This is a genomic window from Nocardia brasiliensis (assembly GCF_011801125.1).
Classification (GTDB): domain Bacteria; phylum Actinomycetota; class Actinomycetes; order Mycobacteriales; family Mycobacteriaceae; genus Nocardia; species Nocardia brasiliensis_C.
The window spans coordinates 1,983,027-2,008,344 of the sequence record NZ_CP046171.1; the positions used below are offsets into that span (position 1 = coordinate 1,983,027).

The following is a 25,318-nucleotide window of genomic DNA, read 5'->3' on the forward strand; positions in this document are numbered from 1 at the left end:
CGTCGGCCCGATCTGACCGACTATTGGCTCATGTCGCTCAGCATGCAAGAGGCCGATCTGTTCGAGGGCTTCCGTGGCCGCCTGGAGGCGATCGCCTATCGGCTCCTCGGGTCGGCCGGCGATGCCGAGGACGCGGTGCAGGAGGCGTATCTGCGCTGGCACGCGGCTGACCGCGCACTGATCGAGACGCCGGTGGCCTGGTTGACGAAGGTGCTCACCAACATCTGCCTCAACCAGCTGACCTCGGCCAGGGCGCAGCGGGAAACCTATGTGGGGGAGTGGCTTCCGGAGCCGGTCTTGGTCGGTGACCCGATTCTGGGCCCGGCCGACACCGCCGAGCAGCGCGAGTCGGTCTCGATGGCGATGCTCACGCTGATGGAGCGGCTCTCGCCCAACGAGCGCGTGGTGTACGTGCTGCGCGAGGCCTTCGGGTACTCCCATCGCGAGATCGGCGAGCTGCTCGACCGCACCGAGGCGAACTGCCAGCAGATCTATCGTCGCGCCAAACAGCATCTCAGTCAGGAGCGAGCCCGTGCCGAGATCGATGCGGTCGCGGCGCGCAAGGTGGTCGAGGAATTCCTCGCCGCCGCGCTGAGCGGCGACACCGACTCACTGATCCGGATGCTCACCGACGACGCGGTCAGCGTGGCCGACGGCGGCGGGCGGGTGCACGCCAGGAAGACCCCGGTGCTCGGCGCGTCGCGGATCGCGCGCTACCTGCACGGGCTGTTCATGCGGACCGAGGGCAAACGCGCGATGGTCGGCGGTGTCCCGGTCTTCTATGCCGTCGTCGCCAATGGCGCGCCCGCGCTGCTGGCCGAGGTCAACCACCAGGTGATCGCCGTGTTCTGCCTCGATATGACACCCGAGGGCGTCGCGCGCATCCACATCCAGGTCAACCCCGACAAGCTGACGCACGTGGCGCGGCAGTGGGCGGCGAGCAAGCCGCATCAGCCGCTCGAATTGGCATGGTGACGTAGGTCTCACTCGTTCGTTGTCAGGGATTGTGCGGCTGTCCGGTTCAGGAGGTGAGCACAACCCAGATAGGAGCGAGCCATGAAGCATCGCATTGTCGTCCTCGGAGCCGGATACGCCGGAGCCAACACCGCGAGCCGCCTCGCCAAGCGGCTGCACGGTGACGATGTCGAGATCACCGTGGTCAACGCCGACACCGAATTCGTCGAGCGGATCCGCTTGCACCAGCTGGCGAGCGGACAGGACCTGCCGTCGCGTCCGCTGCGGGAGCTCTTCGCGGGCACCGGCATCCAGGTGCGTACCGCCCGGGTCACCGCGGTGGACGTCGACCGCAAGTCCGTCGCCCTCGACGGCGGGGACGCTCTCGCCTACGACACCCTCGTCTACGCGCTCGGCAGCACCGCCACCGACCACGGCGTCCCCGGGGTCGCCGAGCACGCCTACAACATCGCGGGGAAACAGGCCGCGTCGCGGCTGCGGGATCGGCTGCGCGCGTTGCCGGCCGGCGCGTCCGTGCTGATCGTGGGCGGCGGCCTGACCGGTATCGAGGCGGCCACCGAGATCGCCGAGGCGTATCCGGACCTGGCCGTCGCGATCGCCGCCCGCGGCGGTGTCGGCGACTGGCTCAGCGAGAAGGCGCAACGGCATCTGCGCCGCGTGTTCGACCGGTTCGGCATCACCGTGCACGAGCACGCCGACGTCGCGCGCGTCGAAGCGAACACCGTGGTCACCGCAGCCGGGGAGATTCCGGCCGAGGTGACCGTGTGGACCGCCGGTTTCACCGTGCACCCGATCGCGGCCGCCACCACCCTCGAGGTCTCCGACACCGGACGGATCGTCGTGGACGCCGGTATGCGCTCGGTCTCACACCCCGACGTCTACGCGGTCGGTGACGCCGCGCTGGCCATCGGTGTCGGCGGCAAACCGCTGCGGATGGCTTGCGCCACAGCGACTCCCATGGCCTGGCTGGCCGCCGACGTCCTCGCCGCGCGGCTGACCGGACGCAAGGTGCCCGAGGCCCCGATCGGCTACGCCCTGCAATGCGTCAGCCTCGGTCGGCACGACGGGCTCGTCCAGCGGGTGACGCCCGCCGACGAGGTCACCTCCACCGTCTTCACCGGCTGGGTCGGCGCCCGCATCAAGGAGATGATCTGCGCGAGCACCACCTGGGGTATCGCACACCCGACCATGATGCTGCCGAGCCGTCGCCGCCACGTCGTCACCGGCACGGATCAGCTCAACGCCGCGTGATGCCAGACCTGTTGGCAGAGTGGATCTCCGGACGCCACGCGCCGACGAACTCTCGTCGGCGCGCGGCGGCCTTCGCCGCGTCACAGTGCGGCTCTGATCGATCGGGGTCCTCAGGTGACCGGGGCGAGGGCGGCTAGGGCTGCTGGGGTGGCTGCGGCGCGGTCGGTGCGGACCAGACCGATACGGGTGCGGCGGTCGAGCAGGTCGTCCGGGGTCAGGGCGGCCTCGTGGGTTACCGCGAAGGCGAATTCCGCCGCGGTGACGTCGATTCCGGGTGCGACCGGTTCGGCCAGTGCCGGGTCGGATTGTGCGGTGGCGAGAATGGCGGCGGCCTCGCTGCCGTAACGGTCGATCAGCGTGGACGGTGCGTGGATACGATCGCGTGCCGCACCGGATACCGCGCCTACCAACGGAAGTCGCCGGGTGCGGCAGGGACCGGCGGACAACCCGGCGCGGGTCACCGCGGCGTCGACGGCGTCCTGCGCCATGCGGCGATAGGTGGTCAGCTTGCCGCCGACGATGGTGATGACACCGGTCGGCGAGGTCAGCACCGCGTGCTTGCGCGAGATGTCGGCGGTGCTGTCGTCGGCGGTCTGCAACAGCGGCCGCAGGCCGGCGTAGCTGCCGCGAATATCGGCCCGGGTCAACGGTTCCCGCAGCGCGGTGTTGATGGTGTCGAGCAGGAAGTCGATCTCGGCCTCGGTCGGCTCGGGCTCGTCGGGCACCGGGCCCGGCGCGTCCTCGTCGGTCAAGCCGAGATACACCCGGCCGTGCGCGGCGGGGAAGGCGAAGACGAATCGGCTGGTGCTGCCGGGCACCGGCACCGTGAGCGACGCGGTGAGCCCGCCGAACGCGGCGGCGTCGAACACCAGATGCGTGCCGCGGCTCGGCCGCAACTCGATACTCGGATCGACCTGGTCGGCCCACACGCCGGTCGCGTTCACCACCGCGCGCGCCCGCACCGTCATGCGCTCGCCGCTGAGGGTGTCCCGCAGGGTCGCCGAATCTCCGGTCACGTCAAGGGCTTCCACGCGGGTGAGCACCGTCGCGCCCTGGGCCGCCGCGGTGCGGGCCAGCGCCACCACCAGGCGGGCATCGTCGACGAGCTGTCCGTCCCACGCTTGCAGTCCACCGCGCAACCCCGCGCGCCGCACGGTCGGGGCGAGTCGCAGCGCCTCGGCGGCGGCGACCCGGCGCGACCGGGGCAGGATCGCGGCGGGGGTGCCCGCGCCGCGGCGCAGCAGATCACCTGCCACGAAACCGGCGCGCACGAGCGCGCTGTGCGCGGCGCCGATGCCGGGCAGCAGGGGGACCAGCTGCGGCAGCGGTCGCACGAGATGCGGTGCGGTGGTACCGATCAGGATGCCGCGCTCGACGGCGCTCTCGTGCGCGATGCCGACCTGCCCGCTGGCGAGATACCGCAACCCGCCGTGCACCAGTTTGGAGCTCCAGCGGCTGGTGCCGAACGCGAGATCGTGCCGTTCGACCAGCACGGTGCGCAGTCCGCGCGCGGCCGCGTCCAGCGCGGCGCCCGCGCCGGTGACCCCGCCGCCGATGATCAGCAGATCGATCCCCGTCTCGTCACCGAGCTCGCGCAGCTCGCGTGTGCGCCGGCCCGCGTTGAGGGCCGCATCGCCGGTGATCGTCGAATTCCTGGTCATCGCAGTACCTTTCCGAAAGAGATGGCATCGCCCGTGCGCCGCTGGGCAGGCGTGGCCGGGGTCACCGGGCCCCGGCCGGAACGAGATAGCCGTCGATCGCGTGGCGCAGCTCGGCGTCGAGTTCCGCGCCGTGTAGCACCGACGCGACCGTGCCCGCGGATTGCACGGCCGATTGCGCGATCAGCAGCAGCATGGTGGCCAGATGTTGCGGGTCGCCCGCGCGAATCGAGCCGTCCTGCTGACCTTCTCGAATACCTGCGGCGAACAACTCGAGCAGTGCGCGCTGGTTGCGGCCGAGCCTGCCGAACACGTAGGTGAGCATCAGGTCGGTGTCGGTGCGGAAGATCTTGCCGAACAACGCGTTCGAGCGCACGGTCGCGGCACCGGCGACGATGCCCTCGACCAACCTGGCCCGTCCGGTGCCCGCGCTCGGCATGGTGTCGGCGACGATCGCGCGCAGTTCGCGCACGAGCAGCTCGGCCAAGAGTGCGCCGGTGTCGGGCCAGCGGCGATACACGGTGGGCCTGCTGACCCCGGCCCGTCGGGCCACCTCGGTGAGGGTGGTGCGCCGCACGCCGAATTCCTCGACGCAGCGGCGCGCGGCCTCGAAGATCGCGAGGTCGATGGCGGAGGGCGCGGTGTCGTCCGGAGCGGTCAAGGTGTCACCTCGGGTCGGATCGTTACTACTTGACATTCTATGTCAAACTGTAACGCATGGTCGAGACGCAGAAGCACACCGGCGGGAAACCGACTCCGGCGGAAAACTCGGGCGTAACCGAGGCCGCGGCGAGTATGGTCTGGGATGCCTGGGGCATTTCCGCCGGACACAAGCCGTTGTCGGCACAGATCCGGAACCTTCTGACGCAGGTGTTCGGAGTGTCCGGCGACCCGGTGGCGCGCCGCGATGAGGGCGATGTGCTGCTCCGCGAGTCGGCGCTCACGCCGGAACAACGAGACGGGTTGGCCGGGGTGGTCGGCGCGGACAATGTGTCGGTCGACCACCGCGACCGCTTGCGGCACGCGGGCGGCAAAAGCACGTTCGACCTCTTGCGTCGGCGCGCCGAGGAGCCGCAGGACGCGCCCGACGCGATCGTCGCCCCCGCTGATCATGCCCAGGTCATGGCCGTGCTGGCCTACTGCGCCGAGCGGGGCGTCGCCGTGGTGCCCTTCGGCGGTGGTACCAGCGTGGTCGGCGGCGTCGACCCGGTCCGCGGCCGCTTCGACACCGTGATCGCGCTGGATCTGCGCAGGCTCGACACCGTGACCGAGGTGGACCCGATCAGTGCCACCGCGACCCTCGGTGCCGGACTCACCGGCCCCCGCGCGGAGAAATTGCTGGCCGCGCACGGACTTTCGCTCGGTCACTTTCCGCAGAGCTTCGAGTTCGCCACCATCGGCGGGTTCGCCGCGACCCGTTCCTCGGGGCAGGCCTCGGCGGGCTACGGCCGCTTCGACGACATGGTGCAGCGCTTGAAGGTCGCCACCCCCAGCGGCACCGTGGAACTCGGGCGCGCACCCGCGTCGGCGGCGGGCCCCGACCTGCGCGAGTTGTTCGTCGGCTCGGAGGGTGCGCTCGGTGTGATCACCGAGGTCACCGTCCGCGTGCATCCGGTGCCGGAAATCGTTGCCTACCAGGCCTGGTCGTTCCCCGACTTCGAAACGGGCACCGCCGCACTGCGTTCGATCGTGCAGGCGGGCGCGGCGCCGACGGTGCTGCGCCTGTCCGACGAGGCCGAAACCGGCATCAACCTCGCGCGCGCGGGCGATATCGGCGGCAACGCCGTCACCGGTTGCCTGGCCATCACCACGTTCGAAGGCAGCGCGGCGCACGTGGCGGCCCGCAGTGCCGAGGCGGGGGCGTTGCTCGCGGGGGCGGGCGGTACCGATCTCGGCGAGACCCCGGCCCGCGAGTGGGAGCACGGACGCTTCGGCGCGCCCTACATGCGCGACGCGCTGCTCGATGTCGGCGTGCTCTGCGAAACCCTGGAGACCGCCACGGTGTGGTCGAACGTTGCGGTGCTCAAGGCGAAGGTCACCGCGGCGCTCACCGACGCGCTCGCCGGGCAGGGTACCCCGCCGCTGGTCATGTGCCACATCTCGCACACCTATCCGACCGGCGCCTCGCTGTATTTCACCATCGTGGCCAAACAGCTCGACGACCCGATCGCCCAGTGGCACACCGCGAAACACGCCGCGGGCGACGCGATCGTGGCGGCGGGCGGCACCATCACCCATCATCACGCGGTCGGCACCGATCACCGGCCCTGGCTGCCCGCCGAGATCGGTGACCTCGGGGTGCGCGTGTTGCGTGCGGTGAAGGCCGAAATCGACCCCGCAGGCATCCTCAATCCTGGAAAGCTGGTGCCGTGACACAGGATTCATCCCGCACCGGGCGTTCGGTCACCGTGGTGACCAATCCCCGGTCCGGACACGGCAAGGGCCACGACGTCGCCGCCGCGGCCCTGGCGCGGCTGCGCGCGCGGGACGTCGAGATCACCGAGGTGCGCGCGCCCTCGGCCGCCGAATCGGTACGGCGGGTGCGGGATTCGATCGAGCGGGACCGCCCGGACGCCGTGGTCTGCATCGGCGGCGACGGACTGGTCAACGTGATCCTCGCGGCCGTCGCCGAATCGGGCGTGCCGCTGGCCATGATCCCGGCGGGTACCGGCAACGATCTCGCCAGGGAGCTCGGAATCCCGACCGAAGACCCGGTGGCGGCCGCCGACGTGGTGCTCGACGGGCGCGCGCGGGCGATCGACCTCGGCCGGATCGATTCGCCGGTACCCGATTCGGCGCCGATCTGGTTCGCCACCGTGTCCGGTACCGGGTTCGACGCGCGGGTCAGCCTGCGCGCCAACCGGATGCGCTGGCCGAAAGGCCGGATGCGCTACACCGTCGCGGCGCTCGCCGAGATCTCCAGGCTGTTCCCGGTGCCCTATCGGGTGACCTTGACCGGAGCGGTCACCGAGGGGCTGACCAACCCGGGCAGCGGCTCGAACCTAGAGGTCGACGCGGTGATGGTCGCGATCGGCAACACCCGCACCTACGGCGGCGGCATGCTGATCTGCCCGGACGCGGAGATGGACGACGGACTGCTCGATCTGACCGTGGTCGGTGCGCTGTCGCGCCGGGAAATGGTGCGATTGCTGCCCGCCCTGTCCGCGGGCAAACGACAGATCCACCCGAAGGTCACCCAGTATCGCGCCGCGCAGATCGCGCTCGCCGCGCCGGACACCCCGGCCACCGCCGACGGCGAACCGGCGGGCGCGCTGCCGATCACCGTGCGCGCGGTGCGGGGTGCGCTGACCGTGTTGGTGCCGTGAGCGCGTAGTCCGCTACGGGGCGAAGGTGACCCGGTGCATCCGGTCGACGGTGCGCCGGTCGACGATCACCAGCGACTCCGGCGCGGGCCGCATGGTCTGACCGGCGCGCAGCTGTTCCATCAGTCGCCGCCAACGAAAGCAGTGCAGTACGAACGCCATTCGGTTCGAGCGCCGGCCACGCGCGTGCTGGCCGGCCTTGGCCACCGTGGCGGGCACGTCGAGCAGGAGCATGTGCAGCTCGCGGCCGTATCCCGCGGCCCAGAACGCGATCACCCGCCGTGCCCACCCGACCGTGGCACAGTCGTGGATCACCACCGGACCGTCGGTATCGCGCAGGGCCGCGCGGATTCCGGCGAAGTGCGCGACGTGCACGACGGGCCGCCACAGCGCATAGGGGATCCGGCCGAGCCGGTGCCGCAACCGATTGCGCACCTGCAGCGAGTCGAGCACCACCGATCCCTGCGGCCCGCCGCACGGCTGCTCGGCATCGGTGGTGGTGCCGAAGAACCGGCGCAGCACAGTGCTTTTGCCGGCACCGGGCAGACCGGCGACGACCAGTGCCGCGCTCGCGGGATACCGCAACTCGGTCACGGACCGACCACGCAGGTCGTGCACGGCGTCGGGCGTGAAAACCGGTGGCAGCTCGGGCCGGGCGACCAGATCCGCGGGCGGCCAGAGGGCCTCGGCGGGCAGTGCGGCTGTGGTGGGCGGGAGCACGGCTTCGTCGGCGTACGTGTCGAGCGGGGGCTTCACCTCTTCCAGCGTCCCGAAACGTCTTCGGCGCCGCAACGGGGAATACCCTGGTTTTTCACTGAGATTCCCCTGAAAACGACTGCCGGATGTATTCACTCTTTCCAGCGTCCGGATGCCGGGCATATCTGGCAATATCGGACAATACGGACGGCGTCGAATCGTGATGCATCCGCGCCGGGATTACTCCGCGCGGGCGCGCCGGGGTCGGGCCCGAATGTGCATGCGCTCGCCCTGACTGCCGAACAGACTGAGCAGTTCCACGGGGCCGCGGCCGGTGCTGCCGAACCAATGTGGTTGGCGGGTATCGAATTCGGCGGCCTCGCCGGGGCCGAGCACGACATCGTGCTCGCCGAGGATCATCCGCAACCGGCCGGACAGCACGTAGAGCCACTCGTAGCCCTCGTGCACCCGCACCTCCGGTTCGGTGCGATCGGCGGGCAGCACCATTTTGAAGGCCTGTAGCGGTCCTGGCTGCCGGGTGAGCGGAAAGACGGTGATACCGTTCACTTTCCGCGCGGGGGCGTGGACCCGGGGGTCGGCGGTTCTGGGGGCGACGACGAGTTCGTCGAGTGGTACCTGCAAGGCCTGTGCGATCGGCAGCAACAGTTCGAGGCCGGCGCGGCGCCGGCCGGATTCCAAGCGCGACAGCGTGCTCTTGGAGATCCCGGTCGTCTCGGCCAACGCGGTCAGCGTCACGTTGCGCTGAGTGCGCGCGGCTTTGAGCCGTGGACCGATGTCGGCGAGGGTCGCGGCGATGCTCGGCTGGTTCTCCATTGCTCCAGTGCACCTCGATTTCCCGGAAACAGCAATATTTGTTGCCGTAACTGGACGCGGAGCGGCACGCTGACGACATGAGCGAACGCAGTGAGCGAATCATGACACAGCGCGCATCGCGCATGGCGGAGCCGAGCGCTCGCGAGGCGGAGGCATGAGCGAGATGTATGACGTAGTGGTGGTCGGCGGGGGCGCGGCGGGACTGTCCGCGGCGTTGGTGCTGACCAGGTCGCGCCGCCGGGTCGCGGTCGTGCGGGGCGGGCCCGCGCGCAACGCGCCCGCCGAGCACATGCACGGGTTCCTGTCCCGGGACGGGATGGCACCCGGTGACCTGCTGGCCGTCGGCGCGGCCGAGGTCGTGGGCTATGGCGGCGAGCTGGTCGACGACTTCGTGACGGAGGTCGAAAGGTCGGACGGCGGTGCGGAGTTCACGGTCCGGCTGGCGGGCGGACGGGTGCTGACGGCGCACCGGCTGCTGATCGCGACCGGCCTGCGCGACGAACTGCCCGAGCTGCCGGGCGTGCGCGAGCGGTGGGGCGCCGAGGTGCTGCACTGTCCTTACTGTCACGGCTATGAGGTGCGTGATCAGCCGCTGGGGCTGCTCGGCGGCACCGACCCCAGGGTGCTGCACCTGGCGTTGCTGTTGCCGCAATGGTCCGACGACGTGATCCTGTTCCAGCACACCATGGAACTCTCCGATGCCGACCGTGCCCAGCTCGCGGCCCGCGGCGTGCGGATCGTCGAAGGGACGGTCGCGCGGCTGGTGGTCGACGGCACGTTGCGCGGCGTGGAACTGGCCGACGGCCGAGCCGTCCCGCGGGCCGCGCTGTTCGTCGCGCCGGCCTTCGTGCCCGAGGCCGATCTGCTGCGTGCCCTCGGGTGCGCGTTCGACGATCAGGGCTGGGTGGTCGTCGATCCGTCGGGACGGACGAGCGTGCCCGGTGTCTGGGCCGCGGGCAATGTCTCGAACGCCGCGGCGCAGGTGATCGTCGCGGCCGGTGCGGGCTATACCGCCGCGGTCGCCATCAACGGCGATCTGGCCCTTGCGGCCGCCCAAATGCCCGTTTCGACGGGTTAGTCGCGATGTTTCCGGCGGGAAGGTGTCCGAAGCTGAGAATTCAGTATGGATTCCGGAACACTTCCAGCTGGGACGGTAAGCTATGACTCGTAGGCGGAGTCTTCGGTGTCCCTCATCCACCGAAGACTCCGCCTTACTTTTTCGTTTGCGCGCGCACCCCCGCCCCTGCGGAAATCCGTTGAGCCCGACTACTAGAATCGTCGGGTGACCAGCGCAGCCCCTGACAATCCACGTAATCGTGCCGATGCCCTTCCCAAGAGCTGGAACCCCGGCGAGGTAGAGGCCTCGATGTACGAGCGCTGGGTAGCCGCTGGCTATTTCGAGGCCGACGTCACCAGCGACAAGCCGCCGTACTCCATCGTGCTACCCCCGCCGAATGTCACCGGCAACCTGCACATCGGCCATGCCCTCGACCACACCCTGATGGACACCCTCACCCGCCGCAAGCGCATGCAGGGTTATGAGGTGCTGTGGCTGCCCGGCATGGACCATGCCGGCATCTCCACCCAGACGGTGGTGGAGAAGCAGCTGGCCGTCGACGGCAAGACCAAGGAAGACTTCGGTCGCGAGCTGTTCGTCGACAAGGTGTGGGACTGGAAGCGTGAATCCGGCGGCGCCATCCAATGGCAGATGCGCGCGCTCGGCGACGGCGTCGACTGGGGCCGGGACCGATTCACCCTGGACGACGGCCTGTCCCGGGCCGTGCAGACGATCTTCAAGCGGCTCTACGACGCCGGACTGATCTATCGCGCGGAACGGCTGGTCAACTGGTCGCCCGCGTTGCGCACCGCCATCTCCGATATCGAGGTCAAGTACGAGGACGTCGAGGGTGAGCTGGTCTCGCTGCGGTACGGCTCGCTCGACGACAACGAGCCGCACGTGATCGTGGCGACCACCCGGGTCGAGACGATGCTCGGCGACACCGCGGTGGCCGTGCATCCGGAGGACCCGCGCTATCGCGCGCTGGTCGGCACCACCCTGGAACACCCGATCACCGGCCGTCAGATCCCGATCATCGCCGACGACTACGTCGATCCCGAGTTCGGTTCCGGCGCAGTGAAGATCACCCCCGCGCACGACCCGAACGACTTCGAGATGGGCGTGCGGCACAGCCTGCCGATGCCGAACATCATGGACGAGCGTGGCCGGATCATCGATACCGGAACCGAATTCGACGGCATGGACCGGTTCGAGGCGCGCGTCGCGGTGCGCGAGCGGCTCGCCGCCGAGGGCCGCGTCGTCGCGGAGAAGCGGCCGTACCTGCACAGCGTCGGACACTCCGAGCGCAGCGGTGAGCCGATCGAACCGCGCCTGTCGATGCAGTGGTGGGTCAAGGTCGAGTCGCTGGCCAAGGCCGCCGGTGACGCGGTGCGCAACGGCGACACCGTGATTCATCCGGCCAGCTCCGAACCGCGCTGGTTCGACTGGGTCGACAACATGCACGACTGGTGCATCTCGCGGCAGCTGTGGTGGGGTCACCGGATCCCGATCTGGTACGGCCCGGAAGGCGAAGTGGTGTGCGTCGGCCCCGACGAGACCGCGCCGGAGGGCTACGTGCAGGACCCGGACGTGCTCGATACCTGGTTCTCCTCCGGGCTGTGGCCGTTCTCCACGCTTGGCTGGCCCGATGCCACCCCGGAGCTCGAAAAGTTCTATCCGACAAACGTTCTCGTCACCGGCTACGACATCCTGTTCTTCTGGGTGGCCCGGATGATGATGTTCGGCACGTTCGTCGCCGACGACCCGGTGCTCACCGCGGGCAAGAACGGCGCGCGCCAGGTGCCGTTCAAGGATGTGTTCTTGCACGGCCTGATTCGTGACCAGCACGGCAAGAAGATGTCGAAGTCGCGCGGCAACGGCATCGACCCGCTGGTCTGGATCAACCAATACGGTGCGGACACAGTGCGATTCACGCTGGCGCGCGGTGCCCAGCCGGGCAGCGACGCCGCCGTCGGCGAACAGCACGCGCTCGCCTCGCGCAGCTTCGTGACGAAGCTGTTCAACGCCACCAAGTTCGCGCTGATGAACGGCGCGCACACCGGCACCCTGCCGGAGCGCGCTGCGCTCACCGACGCGGACCGCTGGATCCTGGATCGGCTCGAAGAGGTGCGCGCCGAGGTGGATTCGGCCTTCGACGCCTACGAATTCAGCAAGGCCTGCGAGGCTCTGTACCACTTCGCCTGGGACGAACTGTGTGACTGGTACCTGGAATTGACCAAGGTGCAGTTCGCGGCCGAGGAGACCCGTGCCGAATCGACCAGGGTGGTGCTCGGCACCGTCCTGGACGCGGTGCTGCGGCTGCTGCATCCGGTCATCCCGTTCGTCACCGAATCGCTGTGGCAGGCGTTGACCGGTGGCGAGTCCCTGGTGATCGCGGCCTGGCCGCAGCCAACCGGTGTGCCGACCGATCAGGTTGCCGCGCAACGGGTTTCCGATACCCAGCGACTCATCACCGAGATCCGCCGGTTCCGCAGCGACCAGGGTCTTGCCGACAAGCAGAAGGTGGCGGCCAAGCTCAACGGACTCGACGCGGCCGGACTGACCGAGCTGCACGCGTCGGTGGCGAACCTGGCCCGGCTCACCGAGCCCGGCGCCGACTTCGCGGCGACCGCCTCGCTGGAGGTCCGGCTGAGCGGCACCACCGTCACGGTGGAACTGGACACCTCCGGCGCCGTCGACCTGGATGCCGAACGTCGCCGCCTGGAAAAGGATCTGGGCGTCGCTGAGAAGGAAGTCGCCACCACCACAGCTAAGCTCGGCAACGAGGCCTTCCTGGCCAAGGCGCCGGAACCGGTGGTCGCCAAGATCAAGACGCGGCAGGAGATCGCCACCGCCGAGGTGGCCAGGATCAGCGCCCGGCTCGCGGAACTGAGCGGCAAATGAACCACGAACCGGAGCCGCAATACGGTGACGAACTGCGGCACCCGGCGGCGGGGCCGCGACTGAGCTCCGGTCCGTCGCCGGTCGAGCTCGCCGAAATGGCGTTGGTGGAGGCCGAACTCGATACCCGCTGGCCGGAAACCAAGATCGAGCCGTCGCTCACCCGCATCGCCACCCTGATGGATCTGCTCGGCTCGCCGCAGCACAGCTATCCGGCGATCCACGTCGCGGGCACCAACGGCAAGACCTCGGTGACCCGGATGATCGATGCCCTGCTCACCGCGCTGCACCGGCGCACGGGCCGGATCACCAGCCCGCACCTGCAATTGGCCACCGAGCGGATCAGCATCGACAACGCGCCGATCAGCCCGGCCAAATACGTGGAGACCTACCGCGAGTTGGTGCCCTATATCGAGATGATCGATGCGCAGTCGGCCGACGCGGGCGGCCCGGCGATGAGCAAGTTCGAGGTGCTCACCGGCATGGCCTTCGCCGCGTTCGCCGAGGCGCCGGTCGATGTCGCGATCGTGGAGACCGGCCTCGGTGGCACCTGGGACGCCACCAACGTGATCGACGGGCAGATCGCGGTGATCACCCCGATCGGCATGGACCACACCGACTATCTCGGCACCGATCTCACCAGCATCGCCGGTGAGAAGGCCGGGATCATCAAACGCGCACCGGACCTGCTCATTCCGCGCGACACCGTCGCGATCATCGCCGAGCAGGATCCCGAGGCGATGGACGTGCTGCTGCGCCGTGCCGTCGAGGTGGACGCGGCGGTGGCCCGCGAGGGCGGCGAGTTCCGCGTGCTCGCGCGTCAGATCGCGGTCGGCGGGCAGCAACTCGAATTACAGGGTCTCGGTGGTGTTTACGACGAGATCTTCCTGCCGCTGCACGGCGAGCACCAGGCGCACAACGCTGTGCTCGCGCTCGCCGCGGTCGAGGCATTCTTCGGCGCGGGCGCCGACCGTCAGCTCGACATCGACGCCGTGCGTGCGGGTTTCGCGAACGTGACCAGCCCCGGCCGGCTCGAGCGAATGCGCAACGCGCCGACCATCTTCATCGATGCCGCGCATAACCCGGCGGGGGCGCGGGCGCTCGCGGCCACACTCACCGCCGAGTTCGATTTCCGTAAGCTGGTCGGCGTGGTCGCGGTACTGGCAGACAAGGACGCCGACGGCATCCTCAACGAGCTCGAGCCGGTGTTCGACGAGATCGTCGTGACCAACAACGGCTCGCCGCGCGCGATGGACGTGGACGTGCTCGCCGACCTGGCGGTGCAGCGTTTCGGCGACGAGCGGGTGATCACCGCCGCCACCCTGCCCGACGCGCTGGAGTCGGCCATCGCCATCGCCGAAGAGGTCGGCGAGGCGGGGGAGATGGTGTCCGGTGCCGGCGTCGTGGTGACCGGGTCGGTGGTGACCGCGGGCGCGACACGCGCACTGTTCGGAAAGGACCCGGCATGACCGAGTCAGGGCCCGGAGGAGGAAGCCTGCGTAACCACGTAGGGCCCCTCGGGCGTGCCGAAGGGGACACTGCATGACCGAGTCAGGGCCCGGAGGAGGAAGCCTGCGTAACCACGTAGGGCCCCTCGGGCATGCGAAAGGGGACACCGCATGACCGAGTCAGGGCCCGGAGGAGGAAGCCTGCGTAACCACGTAGGGCCCCTCGGGCATGCGAAAGGGGACACCGCATGACCGACGAGCCCGGCTCGGTACCGCCGCCCGCGACCGACCCGTGGAAGGGGTTCCGCGGCGTCATGGCGGGCACGCTGGTGCTCGAGGCGATCGTGGTGCTGCTCGCGCTGCCGGTGGTCGGTTCGGTCGGCGGCGGGGTGACCTGGTGGTCGGGTACCTACCTGGTGGTGCTCGCGGTCGTGATGTTCCTCGGCGCCGGCTTGCAGGGGCGCTCCTGGGCGATGCCGTTCAATCTCGGCCTCCAGGTGCTGGTGCTGCTCGGCACGTTCATCCATCTCTCGATCGGCATCATCGGCATCGTCTTCGCGGTGGTGTGGGGGTTCATCCTGGTGTTGCGCGCGGACGTGCGCGGCCGGATCGAGAAGGGTCTGCTGCCGAGTCAGCGGCTCCCGCGTTCCTCCTGAATCGAGGCCGCGGCCCCGGGTTCGCGGTGCCCGCGCCGGCGCGATCGAACCGCGAGTTCGGTACCCGGTGGGGGTGCCGGTTAGAGTGTCGCCGTGACTGAGCAGACGTTGGTACTCATCAAGCCGGACGGTGTGGCCCGTGGCCTCGTCGGTGAGGTGCTGGTACGCATCGAGCGCAAGGGCCTGAAGATCGCGGCTCTCGAACTGAAGCACGTGTCCGAGGACCTGGCCAAGGGCCACTACGCCGAGCACGCCGAAAAGCCGTTCTTCGGCTCCCTGATCGAATTCATCACCTCCGGTCCGGTCGTCGCGGCCATCCTGGAGGGGCCGCGCGCCATCGCGGCGTTCCGGCAGATCGCCGGCGGCACCGACCCGGTCGAGAAGGCCGTGCCCGGCAGCGTGCGTGGCGACTTCGCCCTGGAGACACAGGAGAACCTGGTGCACGGGTCCGATTCGCCCGAATCCGCCAAACGAGAGATTGCTCTCTGGTTCCCGGAGTTCCGTATTTAACCGACAGTTGCCGACCAGCCCGGTCGAGGCGAGCGCCACGACCGGGCCATCGACACAGCACCCGCGACGTCGGCTCGGTGGGTCGAGCCCTGTGCGCGGGCACAGCGAGTGAACCAAGAGCAACAGCGCCCCCGGCGCGCGGCAGAAAGCTGACCGTCAGCGAGCTGAGCCGTGCGCCGCGGCGTGCTCGTGGCGGGTGGTGTGGGATACTTGGAAGCGGTTGCTGTCGATGCCGACTGTTCGCGCAGGTACGCGGACGATCGGGACGATCGCAACCGGATGACACACCGCGGTTCGATGCCGATCATCGCTGCCACGGACAAAAGGCCCGGTTGCTGGGGTCCGTTGTTCGCGTCGGCACGCTGGATGAGCGCTCACACCGTGGAGTTCAGCCAACAGCCAGGCGCCGCGTGACCAGTTAGCCCAACCGACGATCGACATGGTGATAACCGGACATGCGGGGCGAGACCAGATGACCTTGCGCCGAGCGGCGTGAGGCGAACGGACAGTGCCCCCGCGTCGGCCGCGTCACTCCTTACCGGGAGGGACGCGCCCGGGGGTCCGAGGAGACTTCGTGGCCGAACAAGAGCCATCGGGAACAACACCACAGGATGCGGAACAATTGCCGGAGCGGATCCGAGTTCATGCACTCGCCAAGCGCCTGGGAGTAACGAGCAAGCGCATCCTGGCCAAACTCACCGAGCTAGGAGCCGAGGCGCGCAGCGCGCAATCCAACGTCGACCGGGCGATCGCGGAATCGGTCCGCGACGCGCTCGGCCCGCCGGAGGGGGCGACTCCCGCCCCGGCGCCTGAGACCCCGGCCGCCGCCCCGGCGGTCGAGACTCCGGCGCCCCCGGCGGAGCAAGCCCCGGCGCCCGCCGCTGCGGTTCCGGCCGAGCAGCAAGCCGAGACCGCCGAGCAGCAGGCCGAGACCGAGCCGCAGCCGAGCCGAGGCCACGGTGGCCTCGTCTTCTCCGCGCCCGATCCGATCATCGGGTCCGGCGCGACCGAGCGGCCAACCGAGGTCGCCCACCAGCCGTCCGTCCAGCTGTTCACCCACCCCGTGCAGGAAGAGCCGCACGTCGCCGCGCCGGTGGTGTTCGAATCCGCCGCCGTGGTGCAGGCGCCGCTGTTCCTGCCGCCGGACGCCGCCGCGGCCGAACAGGCCCGCCGCAAGCGCCGTACCGAGCGGGAGGCCCGGCGCGAAGAGCCCGTGGTCGAGCCGGTCGAGGAAGAGCCGGAGACCACCGAGGACGAGCAGGACTCGGCCGAGCAGCAGGGCGACGCCGACGGTCAGCCGCGGCGCAGGCGCCGTGGCCGCCGTGGCCGCGGTCGCGGTCGTGGCGAGCAGCACAGCGATGCCGACGACGAGAACGACACCGACGGCGAGACCGAGTCCGACACCGACGACGAGCAGTCCGCCGACAGCGGCGAGCCCGCGGAGTCCACGGACTCGGCCGACGACAGCTCCGATGCCGACTCCGACGACGACGAGAACGCCGGTGACGGTTCGAGCCGTCGGCGGCGCCGTCGCCGTCGCCGCAAGGTGGCCGGGGACAGCGGTGAGGCCGCCGACGTCACCGACGACGACCCGCCGAACACCGTCGTGCACGAGCGCGAACCGCGGAACAAGAGCCGCAGCCGCGCCACCACGGTCGACGAGGTGCAGGGCATCACCGGTTCCACCCGGTTGGAGGCCAAGCGGCAGCGCAGGCGCGACGGCCGCGAGGCAGGCAGGCGCCGCCCGCCGATCCTGACCGAGTCGGAGTTCCTGGCGCGCCGCGAGTCGGTGGACCGGGTGATGGTGGTGCGCGAGAAGGCGTTCCCGGATCACCCGACCGCGACCCAGGTCGCGGTGCTCGAGGACAAGATCCTGGTCGAGCACTTCGTCACCAGCACCGGTTCCGCGTCGATGGTCGGCAACGTCTACCTCGGCAAGGTGCAGAACGTGCTGCCCAGCATGGAGGCGGCGTTCGTCGATATCGGCCGCGGCCGCAACGGCGTGCTGTACGCGGGCGAGGTGAACTGGGAGGCCGCCGGACTCGGTGGCAAGGAGCGCAAGATCGAGCAGGCGCTCAAGCCCGGCGATCAGGTGCTCGTCCAGGTCTCGAAGGACCCGGTCGGGCACAAGGGCGCCCGGCTCACCACCCAGATCAGCCTGGCCGGTCGCTTCCTCGTGTATGTGCCGGGCGGCACGTCCACCGGCATCAGCCGCAAGCTGCCCGACACCGAGCGCAAGCGGCTCAAGGAGATCCTGCGCGACATCGTGCCCAACGACGCGGGCGTGATCATCCGCACCGCTTCCGAGGGCGTCGCCGAGGAGGAGCTGGCCCGCGACGTCGAGCGCCTGCAGGCCACCTGGCGCACCATCGAGAAGGCCGCCGCGGGCAAGAACGACGGCGCGCCCAAGACGCTGTACGAAGAGCCCGACCTGCTGGTCAAGGTCATCCGTGACCTGTTCAACGAGGACTTCTCCAAGCTGGTCATCGAGGGTGACCGCGCCTGGAGCACGGTCGAGAAGTACATCGGCACCGTCGCACCGGAAATGCTCGCCCGGGTCTCCCGGCACGAGAACAACGGCGTCGACGTGTTCGAGACCTACCGCATCGATGAGCAGCTCGCCAAGGCGCTCGATCGCAAGGTGTGGCTGCCCTCCGGCGGCACCCTGGTGATCGACCGCACCGAGGCGATGACCGTCGTCGATGTCAACACCGGCAAGTTCACCGGCGCCGGCGGCAGCAACCTGGAAGAGACGGTCACCCGCAACAACCTGGAGGCGGCCGAGGAGATCGTGCGCCAGATGCGGTTGCGCGATATCGGCGGCATGATCGTCGTCGACTTCATCGACATGGTGCTCGAGTCGAATCGGGACCTGGTGCTGCGCAGGCTGACCGAGGCGCTGGGCCGGGACCGCACCCGGCACCAGGTGTCGGAGGTGACCTCGCTCGGCCTGGTGCAGATGACCAGGAAGAAGCTGGGCACCGGTCTGGTCGAGGCGTTCTCCACCACCTGCGAGCACTGCCACGGTCGCGGCATCCTGGTGCACGCGTACCCGGTCGAGCCCTCCTCCGGTGAGGACGGCTCGGGACGCGGTGCGCGCGAAGGCGGTTCGCGTCGTCGGCGGGGCCGCGACAAGGGCGCCGCCCCGGCCGCACCCGCGGCGACGGCCAACGGAACCGCACCCGCGGAGTCCGAGGAGGACATCGCGGTCAAGCGGGCCCACCCGGTCGCGCTGGCGATGGCCGCGCACCACGGCGAGGATGCGGCGGCCGAGGAGTCGAAGGCGGTCGAGGAGTCGAAGGCGGTCGAGGAGTCGAAGGCGGTCGAGACCGAGGCGGACTCGGTCGCGGCGGCGGATGCGGCGGTCGGGGCGCAAACCCCTGCGGCCGAACCCGAAGCCGCCGACGCGCCGGAGGCCACGACCGAGGTCGTCGGCACCGAGGCCGCGGTGGCCGTGCCCGCGCAGGACGAGCAGACCGAACCGGCCGAGGTCGTCGAGGTCGAACCGGACGGGGCGCAGGCCGCTGCGCCGGCCCCCGAGCCGGAGCCCGTCGCCGCCCCACGGGTCGAGAGCCCCGCGGCGAGCAACGGCGCGCCGGAACCGGCGCCGCGCACCACGCGGCGGCGACGGGTGGCCCGCTCGGTGTCCGCGCCCGCCGCCGACAGCAGCGGCGCGGTGTTCGTGCTGCCGACCGCGGAGCACGCGCCCGCGCCCACCGTCGACTACACCGCCGATGTGCCGGTGGTGGTGCCCGAGCGCAGGCCGCGCAGGCGTGCGGTCGCGCGGCCCGCCGGGCCGCCGCCGGAAGAGTCGTAGCAGCTGATCCGTCAGCCTGATTCGGCCGGTCGCGCCCCCTGGGGTACGGCCGGCCGAATCGTTTGCCGGAGGGCCGGTTCGGCGGGCCGCACCGGGTGGCCTGTTCGGCTGCCCGGCACCGAAACCGCTGGCCGCCGGGTTGCTCGCGGGCTGCCGACGGCCGGATTGTGTCGTTGCCGGGGTGCTCTGGTAACCTTGGTCGGTCGCTGCCTGGCGATGGGCGTTATACCACGCCCCGCGCAGCAAGCCAGCCAAGAACATCTCGCGTCGCGAACTTGCGCCGCGAGAAGAAACATGACTGTACTTATTCGAGTGGAGGAAGCCGACCGATGGCAACGTACGCGATCGTCAAGACCGGCGGAAAGCAGTACAAGGTCGCGGTCGGTGACCTGGTGAAGGTCGAGAAGATCGAGGGTAAGCCGGGCACGTCCGTCTCCCTGGATCCGGTTCTCGTCGTCGACGGGGCCGACCTGACCACCGACGCCGCCAAGCTGGCCAAGGTCTCCGTGGCCGCGGAGGTCGTCGAGCAGACCAAGGGCCCGAAGATCCGCATCCACAAGTTCAAGAACAAGACCGGCTACCACAAGCGTCAGGGTCACCGTCAGCCGCTGACGGTCATCAAGGTCACCGGCATCAAGTAAGACATCCCGAGGAGATTCAGCTATGGCACACAAGAAGGGTGCATCCAGCTCCCGGAACGGTCGCGATTCCAACGCCCAGCGACTCGGCGTGAAGCGCTTCGGCGGCCAGAAGGTCAACGCGGGCGAGATCCTGGTGCGTCAGCGCGGTACCCACTTCCACCCCGGCGTGAATGTCGGCCGTGGCGGGGACGACACCCTGTTCGCCCTCGCGGCGGGCGCCGTCGAGTTCGGCACCAAGCGTGGACGCAAGACCGTCAACATCGTCGTCGCGGAGCCGGTCGAGGCCTAGGCCTTACCTCTCCAGACAACAGCCGAGCGGGTCAGGGTCGCGAACCCTGGCCCGTTTTGTGTTTTCCGCGGCCCCGTGCGTTTTCGGGCACCGCCTCAGCCAACGACCAGTCCTGAAGGAGGATGATCGCCACATGTCCAAGTTCATCGACCGTGTCGTACTGCACGTGCGGGCAGGCAAGGGCGGACACGGATGTGCCTCGGTGCTCCGCGAGAAGTTCATGCCGCTCGGCGGCCCCAACGGCGGCAACGGCGGCCACGGCGGGAACGTGATCCTCGAGGTCGACCCCAACGTGCACACCCTGCTGGACTTCCACTTCCACCCGCACGCCAAGGCGGGCAACGGCAAGCCGGGCGAGGGCGGCAACCGCGACGGCAAGCAGGGCACCGACCTGCTGCTCAAAGTGCCCGACGGCACCATGGTGCTCGACAACGAGGGCAAGGTCCTGATGGACCTCGTCGGCGCGGGCAACCGCTACATCGCGGCGCGGGGTGGCCGCGGTGGCCTCGGCAACGCCGCGCTCGCCTCGAAGGCGCGCAAAGCCCCCGGCTTCGCGCTGCTCGGCGAGGACGGCGAGGAGTGCGACCTCGTCCTCGAACTGAAGTCCGTGGCCGATGTCGGCCTGGTCGGCTTTCCGTCGGCGGGCAAGTCTTCGCTGGTGTCCGTGCTGTCGGCGGCCAAGCCGAAGATCGCGGACTACCCGTTCACCACCCTGGTGCCCAATCTCGGCGTGGTGCTCAGCGGCGACACCACCTTCACCGTCGCCGACGTGCCCGGCCTGATTCCTGGTGCGAGCGAAGGCCGTGGTCTCGGCCTCGACTTCCTGCGCCATCTGGAACGGTGCGCGGTACTCGCGCACGTCGTCGACTGCGCCACCCTCGAACCCGGCCGCGATCCCGTTTCGGACGTGGACGCGCTCGAAGCCGAACTCGCCGCCTACAAACCGGCGCTCAGCGCCGACGCCGCCCTCGGTGACCTCGCGGATCGCCCGCGTGTGGTGATCCTGAACAAGGTCGACGTCCCGGACGCCGCCGAACTCGCCGAGATGGTCACCCCGGAGTTCACCGCGCGCGGCTGGCCCGTCTTCGAGATCTCGGCGGTGAGCCGAGCGGGCTTGCGTCCCTTGACTTTCGCGCTCGCCGACCTGGTGCTCCAGTATCGTGCGGCGCATCCGAAGGCGGCGCCTGCGCGCCCGGTGATCCGGCCGATCGCGGTCAACGAGACCGGGTTCAGTGTCATCGCCGACCCGGAGGAGCCGGGCGGCTTCATCGTGCGCGGCCCGCAGCCGGAACGCTGGGTCAAGCAGACCCAGTTCGACAACGACGAGGCCGTCGGCTACCTCGCCGACCGGCTCGCGCGTCTCGGCGTGGAAGACGAACTGGTCAAGCAGGGTGCCGAGCCGGGCGCCCCGGTGACCATCGGCAACGTGACCTTCGAATGGGAACCGCAGATCTCGGCGGGCATCGACATGGTGCCCACCGGTCGCGGCACCGACATCCGCCTGGAGCAGGACAACCGGATCAGCGCCGCCGAGCGCAAGCACGCCTCCCGTGTGCGCCGCGGTCTGGTCAAGGACGACGAGGAGTAGACCCGTGTCCCGATCCGGCTTGCCCGTACCCGCGGCCGACCCGGATCGCCGGGTCGGCCCGGAGCGGATCGCGATGGTGCGGCTTGTGGGTGCGGTGTCGGTGGATTCGATTGCGGGGCAGGGAGTTCGAGGGCTATGACGGGGAATTCTGGTGTGACCGAGGTGGATTCGAACCTGAGCGCGGCGCGGCAGGCGATCGCGTCCGCGCGCCGGGTGGTCGTGAAGATCGGGTCGTCCGCGCTCACCAGCCTCGAGGGCGGGATCGACCTCGCCAGGCTGGACCGGCTCGCCGACGCGGTGGAAGCGCGGATGCGCGCGGGATCCGATGTGGTGGTGGTGTCTTCGGGTGCCATCGGGGCGGGCATCGCACCGCTGGGGCTCAGCAGCCGCCCGCGTGATCTCGCTACCAAACAGGCGGCGGCCAGCGTCGGCCAGCTCGCGCTGGCGCACGCGTGGGGTACTTCCTTCGCGCGCTACCGCCGTACGGTCGGCCAGGTTCTGCTCAGCGCGGACGATTTCGCGCGGCGCGAGCACCATCGCAACGCGCAGCGCACCCTGGACCGGCTGCGTTCGCTCGGCGCGGTCGCCGTGGTGAACGAAAACGACACCGTCGCAACCGAAGAGATCCGTTTCGGCGACAACGATCGGCTCGCGGCCCTGGTCGCGCACCTGGTCGGCGCCGACGCGCTTGTGCTGCTCTCCGATGTCGAAGGCCTCTACGACGGCGACCCGCGTAAGGGCGCCGCGAACTTCATCCCCGAGGTGCGCAGCAGCGCCGACCTCGACGGTGTGATCGCGGGCAGCGGTGGCGCGCTCGGCACCGGCGGTATGGCCTCCAAACTGTCCGCTGCCCGGCTGGCCGCCGACGCCGGCGTGCCCGTCCTGCTCGCCGCCGCCACCGCCGCGAACGTCGCGCTGACCAGCGGCACGGTCGGCACCGCCTTCGCCGCCCGCCCGGTTCGCCTGTCCGCCCGCAAGTTCTGGGTCCGCCATGCCGCCGACAGCCGCGGCGCGCTGCTCATCGATGACGGTGCCGCACACGCCGTGGTGGCCCGGCGCTCCCTGCTGGCCGCGGGCGTCACCGACCTCCGTGGCCGCTTCTACGGCGGCGACGTGGTGGATCTCGTCACCGCCGACGACCGTGTCGTCGCGCGCGGCGTGGTGGCCTACGACAGCACCGAACTCACCACCATGCTCGGCCGCTCCACGGCGGAACTCCCGGAAACCATGCAGCGCCCCGTGATCCACGCCGACGATCTGGTCAAGGTCTGATCCGCGCGGCTGCACCAATTCCGTTCGGCCGCACGCACGGTCAGGCGTAACGGCCGCCTATCGCGCGTGCGGACACGGCCGGTGCCGCTGGAATCAACGGCGGCCCAGGCGGATCGGGCCCTACTTCTGTGAGGGGACCACGCCGGGTTGGTTCGTGGTCGACGGGGGTTGCTGCTGTTCGTCTTCCGAGGGAATGGGGCCGGTGACACCGGGCTGGCCGCCCGGGTCGGGGAGCGGCACCGAGGACTGGCCGGGTGCCGGTGCCTGCGGTGGCGGAGCGACCGGCGGGGCGTCGCGGGTCGGCGGAGCCGGGGGTTCGTGGGTGGGCGGCGGCGGTGGTGGCGCCTGGGTGGTGGGCGCGGGCGGCGGTGCGTCCTGGGTGCTCGGCGGCGGTGCCTGGGTCGTCGGGGGAGCCTGCGTGGTCGGCGGCGCGGGGGTGGTCGGCGGCGCGGGTGCCTGGTCGGGCGCCGGTGTCGAAGGACGCTGTGGCGCTTGTGATTCCGGTGTCGAAGGCGCGTGGGGTTGCCCGTTCGGGGCAGTCGGCGCCTGACTGTTCGGGGCCGACGGCGAGCTGTCCTGCGGTATCGACGGCTGCGCGTCCTGCGGTAAGTGCCGGGGTGCCTGGCGCTGCGGCTGCGGCGGCGCCGACTGGATGCCGGGCTGCGCCGGCGGGGCCGGTAATGCCGGAACCGCCTTGCCCGCCGTGCCATACGCGGGCTTGTAGACCATGTTCATGGCCAGCACCGCTTCTTGGCGCAGTGCCTCCTCGGCCATCTGCGCATCGATGACGTGCGCGGCTTCCAGGAGCTTGGCGACGGTGCCGATCGGACCGGTGCCACCGGGCGGCGCGACGGCGATCTTGACCGCTTCGGCGGCCGCGGCGACCGCGCCGAGGCGGGCGCCGACCTGGCCCATGATCGCGGCGAGTTCGTCGACGGAGGCGGCGAAGCTGCGGGTGCTCTCGTAGGCGGCGTCGGCCGCGGCGCCTTGCCATTCCATCGAATTCATCACCCGGTCGGTGCTGGTGCGGGTGAGCGGGAAGGAGGTGCTGAGCGTGCCGGCCACCTCCAGCCATGCGACCGACGCGCGTAGCACCTCGGCGGCGTCGATCTGCTGAACCTTGGCGTAGATCTCCTCGTGCCGCATCGACTCGAAGTGCTCCATCGAGCTGATGTAGTCGGGGTCGACGCCTGTCATCGCGGCACCCGGGAGGCGACGGCGCGCAGCGCGGCGGCGTTGGCGGCATCGGCTTCTTCGAGTAACCCGCCGCTGATCAGGAAGGCTTCTTTCATCCGGTAGGCGGCCTCGATGTAGTGATCGAGCAACGCCGCGGCATCTCGTGCCTTGTGATTGAACCCGGCCTGTAACTGCTGGGCGGAGACGAATCCACCGAATCCACCGAGTTCAGCGGCGGATTCGAGGCGCTGCTGCAGGTAGCTCAGCCGCTCGGCCTGGCGTTCGTACATCTGCGCGCACTCCCGCGCCGCAGCCGGATCGAACTGGACTGTTCCTGCTTGGGCCGCCTGTTTGAACCGGGTGATATCGGCTCGGCTGGTCTCGATCGTCATCGCACACCCCTGAGATGGTCGGTCCGCCCCAGACTATCCCGAAGCCGAGCATCCGGTCAGCAGTGGTCGGCCGCTCATCGTCACGGCTGGATGCGTTTCTGCAATTGCGCGGCGATCTGCTCGGCCGAGGCGGGTGTGATGTGGACCTCCTTGCCCGCCCGGATCAAGTAACGTCCGTCACCTTTCACGTCGATCCAGGTGTAGTGGATAGGCGGTGCCGGCGTCGACTGATCCAGCTGTGGCTCGATCCGGATGTGGCCCTCCGCAGAGTGCGGCTTGAGCAGCAGCTTGCGGATGCGCGGCGCGGTGGGGCGCTCGGCGCGGACCACCTCTTCGTCGCGGACCGCCTCGGTGGGCGCGACACGCGCGGGTTCGTGTCCCGGTGGGGTACTGGGCAGCAGACCGGCGATCCTGGCCCCCAGCTTGCCGCTGTGGCCGATGGCCAGGCGTACCCGGCCACCGAACTGCGGCGTCGGGCCGGGCTCCTGTACGGCCAGGACAGCCCGGTCGTAGATGGCCGCGGCCAGCAGTCGCAGCTCACTGCCCGGCGTGTGCCCGCCGCCGATGGCCACGATCCTGGTCTGTGGCGCCGCCAGGATGCGCAGGCAGGCGCTCAGATCTGGATCGGCGCGCAGCGGCAACCGCTCGTCGAGGGTGGCACGCAGGCGATCGGCCTCGTCCTCGGTGCGCGGGGTCTCCAGGATGCGTAATGGATACGGGTGCCGATCGAGCTCGGTTTCCCGCCAGACGTGGGCGAACTCGTCCGGAGTGAAGGTCCAACTCACCGCCCGAATCACATCCTCACCGAACCCACCGACGCTGCTCGTAGCTTAG

21 protein-coding genes are annotated in these 25,318 nt (G+C 69.8%); 14 read left to right on the plus strand and 7 right to left on the minus strand.

The features are described 5' to 3' along the window. The first annotated feature begins 30 nt into the window (after positions 1 to 30). A complete protein-coding gene (locus F5X71_RS08900; protein ID WP_167461514.1) occupies positions 31 to 975 on the plus strand; it encodes an RNA polymerase sigma-70 factor in 945 nt (314 codons plus the stop codon). A gap of 81 nt (positions 976 to 1,056) precedes the next feature. Continuing rightward, positions 1,057 to 2,226, plus strand: coding sequence for an NAD(P)/FAD-dependent oxidoreductase (locus F5X71_RS08905; RefSeq protein ID WP_167461515.1), 1,170 nt, complete (start codon positions 1,057 to 1,059; stop codon positions 2,224 to 2,226). 110 nt (positions 2,227 to 2,336) lie between these two features. On the opposite strand, the gene F5X71_RS08910 is transcribed toward F5X71_RS08905, so the two are convergent. Both F5X71_RS08910 and F5X71_RS08915 read right to left on the minus strand, forming a co-directional pair. Beyond that, positions 2,337 to 3,887, minus strand: coding sequence for a glycerol-3-phosphate dehydrogenase/oxidase (locus F5X71_RS08910; protein ID WP_167461516.1), 1,551 nt, complete (start codon positions 3,885 to 3,887; stop codon positions 2,337 to 2,339). Between the two features lie 61 nt (positions 3,888 to 3,948). Continuing rightward, positions 3,949 to 4,581 (minus strand): TetR/AcrR family transcriptional regulator, encoded by a 633-nt coding sequence (locus tag F5X71_RS08915; protein ID WP_174817029.1) that lies wholly within the window; start codon positions 4,579 to 4,581, stop codon positions 3,949 to 3,951. Between the two features lie 98 nt (positions 4,582 to 4,679). On the opposite strand from F5X71_RS08915, the gene F5X71_RS08920 reads away from it, so the two are divergent. Next, positions 4,680 to 6,257 carry an FAD-binding oxidoreductase gene (locus F5X71_RS08920; RefSeq protein WP_167466320.1) on the plus strand — a complete coding sequence of 526 codons (1,578 nt, stop codon included), beginning with the start codon at positions 4,680 to 4,682 and terminating at the stop codon, positions 6,255 to 6,257. Continuing rightward, positions 6,254 to 7,210, plus strand: coding sequence for a diacylglycerol kinase (locus tag F5X71_RS08925; RefSeq protein WP_167461518.1), 957 nt, complete (start codon positions 6,254 to 6,256; stop codon positions 7,208 to 7,210). Before F5X71_RS08920 ends, F5X71_RS08925 begins: the two co-directional genes overlap by 4 nt. Before the next feature lie 12 nt (positions 7,211 to 7,222). Here the strand turns inward: F5X71_RS08925 and F5X71_RS08930 are convergent, their stop codons facing one another. Both F5X71_RS08930 and F5X71_RS08935 read right to left on the minus strand, forming a co-directional pair. After that, positions 7,223 to 7,963, minus strand: coding sequence for an ATP-binding protein (locus F5X71_RS08930; protein WP_167461519.1), 741 nt, complete (start codon positions 7,961 to 7,963; stop codon positions 7,223 to 7,225). A gap of 180 nt (positions 7,964 to 8,143) precedes the next feature. Continuing rightward, positions 8,144 to 8,737: a helix-turn-helix domain-containing protein gene (locus F5X71_RS08935; protein ID WP_167461520.1), complete on the minus strand. Its 594-nt coding sequence runs from the start codon at positions 8,735 to 8,737 to the stop codon at positions 8,144 to 8,146. A gap of 154 nt (positions 8,738 to 8,891) precedes the next feature. Between F5X71_RS08935 and F5X71_RS08940 the strand changes: the two genes are divergently transcribed. The 10 genes from F5X71_RS08940 (at position 8,892) to proB (ending at position 22,916) form a co-directional block, all read left to right on the plus strand. Next, positions 8,892 to 9,815, plus strand: coding sequence for an NAD(P)/FAD-dependent oxidoreductase (locus tag F5X71_RS08940; protein WP_167461521.1), 924 nt, complete (start codon positions 8,892 to 8,894; stop codon positions 9,813 to 9,815). Between the two features lie 204 nt (positions 9,816 to 10,019). After that, the gene (locus F5X71_RS08945) at positions 10,020 to 12,698 is read left to right on the plus strand and encodes a valine--tRNA ligase (protein WP_167461522.1); all 2,679 of its coding nucleotides are present in this window, start codon (positions 10,020 to 10,022) and stop codon (positions 12,696 to 12,698) included. Then, positions 12,695 to 14,164: a bifunctional tetrahydrofolate synthase/dihydrofolate synthase gene (gene folC, locus F5X71_RS08950; protein WP_428981459.1), complete on the plus strand. Its 1,470-nt coding sequence runs from the start codon at positions 12,695 to 12,697 to the stop codon at positions 14,162 to 14,164. Before F5X71_RS08945 ends, folC begins: the two co-directional genes overlap by 4 nt. Positions 14,165 to 14,391: 227 nt before the next feature. Further along, a complete protein-coding gene (locus F5X71_RS08955; RefSeq protein ID WP_167461523.1) occupies positions 14,392 to 14,799 on the plus strand; it encodes a DUF4233 domain-containing protein in 408 nt (135 codons plus the stop codon). Between the two features lie 93 nt (positions 14,800 to 14,892). Further along, positions 14,893 to 15,309, plus strand: coding sequence for a nucleoside-diphosphate kinase (gene ndk, locus F5X71_RS08960; RefSeq protein ID WP_042253663.1), 417 nt, complete (start codon positions 14,893 to 14,895; stop codon positions 15,307 to 15,309). Positions 15,310 to 15,883: 574 nt separating this feature from the next. Further along, positions 15,884 to 19,126, plus strand: a complete 3,243-nt coding sequence (locus F5X71_RS08965; RefSeq protein WP_167461524.1) for a translation initiation factor IF-2 N-terminal domain-containing protein — start codon at positions 15,884 to 15,886, stop codon at positions 19,124 to 19,126. 329 nt (positions 19,127 to 19,455) lie between these two features. Beyond that, positions 19,456 to 19,767 (plus strand): 50S ribosomal protein L21, encoded by a 312-nt coding sequence (gene rplU / locus F5X71_RS08970; protein WP_014982625.1) that lies wholly within the window; start codon positions 19,456 to 19,458, stop codon positions 19,765 to 19,767. 22 nt (positions 19,768 to 19,789) lie between these two features. Then, entirely contained in the window at positions 19,790 to 20,056 is a 267-nt protein-coding gene (rpmA, locus tag F5X71_RS08975) for a 50S ribosomal protein L27 (protein WP_014982626.1), read from the plus strand. Between the two features lie 133 nt (positions 20,057 to 20,189). After that, complete coding sequence (gene obgE / locus F5X71_RS08980; protein ID WP_167461525.1) at positions 20,190 to 21,644, plus strand: GTPase ObgE; 1,455 nt, start codon at positions 20,190 to 20,192, stop codon at positions 21,642 to 21,644. A gap of 174 nt (positions 21,645 to 21,818) precedes the next feature. Then, on the plus strand, positions 21,819 to 22,916 hold the full coding sequence (gene proB / locus F5X71_RS08985) for a glutamate 5-kinase (RefSeq protein WP_167466322.1): 1,098 nt from the start codon (positions 21,819 to 21,821) through the stop codon (positions 22,914 to 22,916). A gap of 120 nt (positions 22,917 to 23,036) precedes the next feature. Here proB and F5X71_RS08990 read toward each other — a convergent pair whose 3' ends face one another. From F5X71_RS08990 to F5X71_RS09000, 3 genes are all read right to left on the minus strand, one after another. Then, positions 23,037 to 24,113 (minus strand): hypothetical protein, encoded by a 1,077-nt coding sequence (locus tag F5X71_RS08990; protein WP_167461526.1) that lies wholly within the window; start codon positions 24,111 to 24,113, stop codon positions 23,037 to 23,039. Then, on the minus strand, positions 24,110 to 24,484 hold the full coding sequence (locus F5X71_RS08995) for a hypothetical protein (RefSeq protein WP_167461527.1): 375 nt from the start codon (positions 24,482 to 24,484) through the stop codon (positions 24,110 to 24,112). The genes F5X71_RS08990 and F5X71_RS08995 overlap by 4 nt, the downstream gene beginning before the upstream one ends. Positions 24,485 to 24,564: 80 nt before the next feature. Next, on the minus strand, positions 24,565 to 25,269 hold the full coding sequence (locus tag F5X71_RS09000) for an ESX secretion-associated protein EspG (protein WP_167461528.1): 705 nt from the start codon (positions 25,267 to 25,269) through the stop codon (positions 24,565 to 24,567). Positions 25,270 to 25,318 lie beyond the last annotated feature (49 nt).

What these genes read in the sequence shown, in the direction of transcription:
- F5X71_RS08900 (WP_167461514.1), top strand. Translation starts at nt 31, where the DNA reads ATGTCGCTCAGCATGCAAGAGGCCGATCTGTTCGAGGGCTTCCGTGGC.
- F5X71_RS08905 (WP_167461515.1), top strand. Translation starts at nt 1,057, where the DNA reads ATGAAGCATCGCATTGTCGTCCTCGGAGCCGGATACGCCGGAGCCAAC.
- F5X71_RS08910 (WP_167461516.1), bottom strand. Translation starts at nt 3,887, where the DNA reads ATGACCAGGAATTCGACGATCACCGGCGATGCGGCCCTCAACGCGGGC.
- F5X71_RS08915 (WP_174817029.1), bottom strand. Translation starts at nt 4,581, where the DNA reads ATGTCAAGTAGTAACGATCCGACCCGAGGTGACACCTTGACCGCTCCG.
- F5X71_RS08920 (WP_167466320.1), top strand. Translation starts at nt 4,680, where the DNA reads ATGGTCTGGGATGCCTGGGGCATTTCCGCCGGACACAAGCCGTTGTCG.
- F5X71_RS08935 (WP_167461520.1), bottom strand. Translation starts at nt 8,737, where the DNA reads ATGGAGAACCAGCCGAGCATCGCCGCGACCCTCGCCGACATCGGTCCA.
- F5X71_RS08940 (WP_167461521.1), top strand. Translation starts at nt 8,892, where the DNA reads ATGAGCGAGATGTATGACGTAGTGGTGGTCGGCGGGGGCGCGGCGGGA.
- folC (WP_428981459.1), top strand. Translation starts at nt 12,695, where the DNA reads ATGAACCACGAACCGGAGCCGCAATACGGTGACGAACTGCGGCACCCG.
- F5X71_RS08955 (WP_167461523.1), top strand. Translation starts at nt 14,392, where the DNA reads ATGACCGACGAGCCCGGCTCGGTACCGCCGCCCGCGACCGACCCGTGG.
- rplU (WP_014982625.1), top strand. Translation starts at nt 19,456, where the DNA reads ATGGCAACGTACGCGATCGTCAAGACCGGCGGAAAGCAGTACAAGGTC.
- rpmA (WP_014982626.1), top strand. Translation starts at nt 19,790, where the DNA reads ATGGCACACAAGAAGGGTGCATCCAGCTCCCGGAACGGTCGCGATTCC.
- obgE (WP_167461525.1), top strand. Translation starts at nt 20,190, where the DNA reads ATGTCCAAGTTCATCGACCGTGTCGTACTGCACGTGCGGGCAGGCAAG.
- F5X71_RS08990 (WP_167461526.1), bottom strand. Translation starts at nt 24,113, where the DNA reads ATGACAGGCGTCGACCCCGACTACATCAGCTCGATGGAGCACTTCGAG.
- F5X71_RS08995 (WP_167461527.1), bottom strand. Translation starts at nt 24,484, where the DNA reads ATGACGATCGAGACCAGCCGAGCCGATATCACCCGGTTCAAACAGGCG.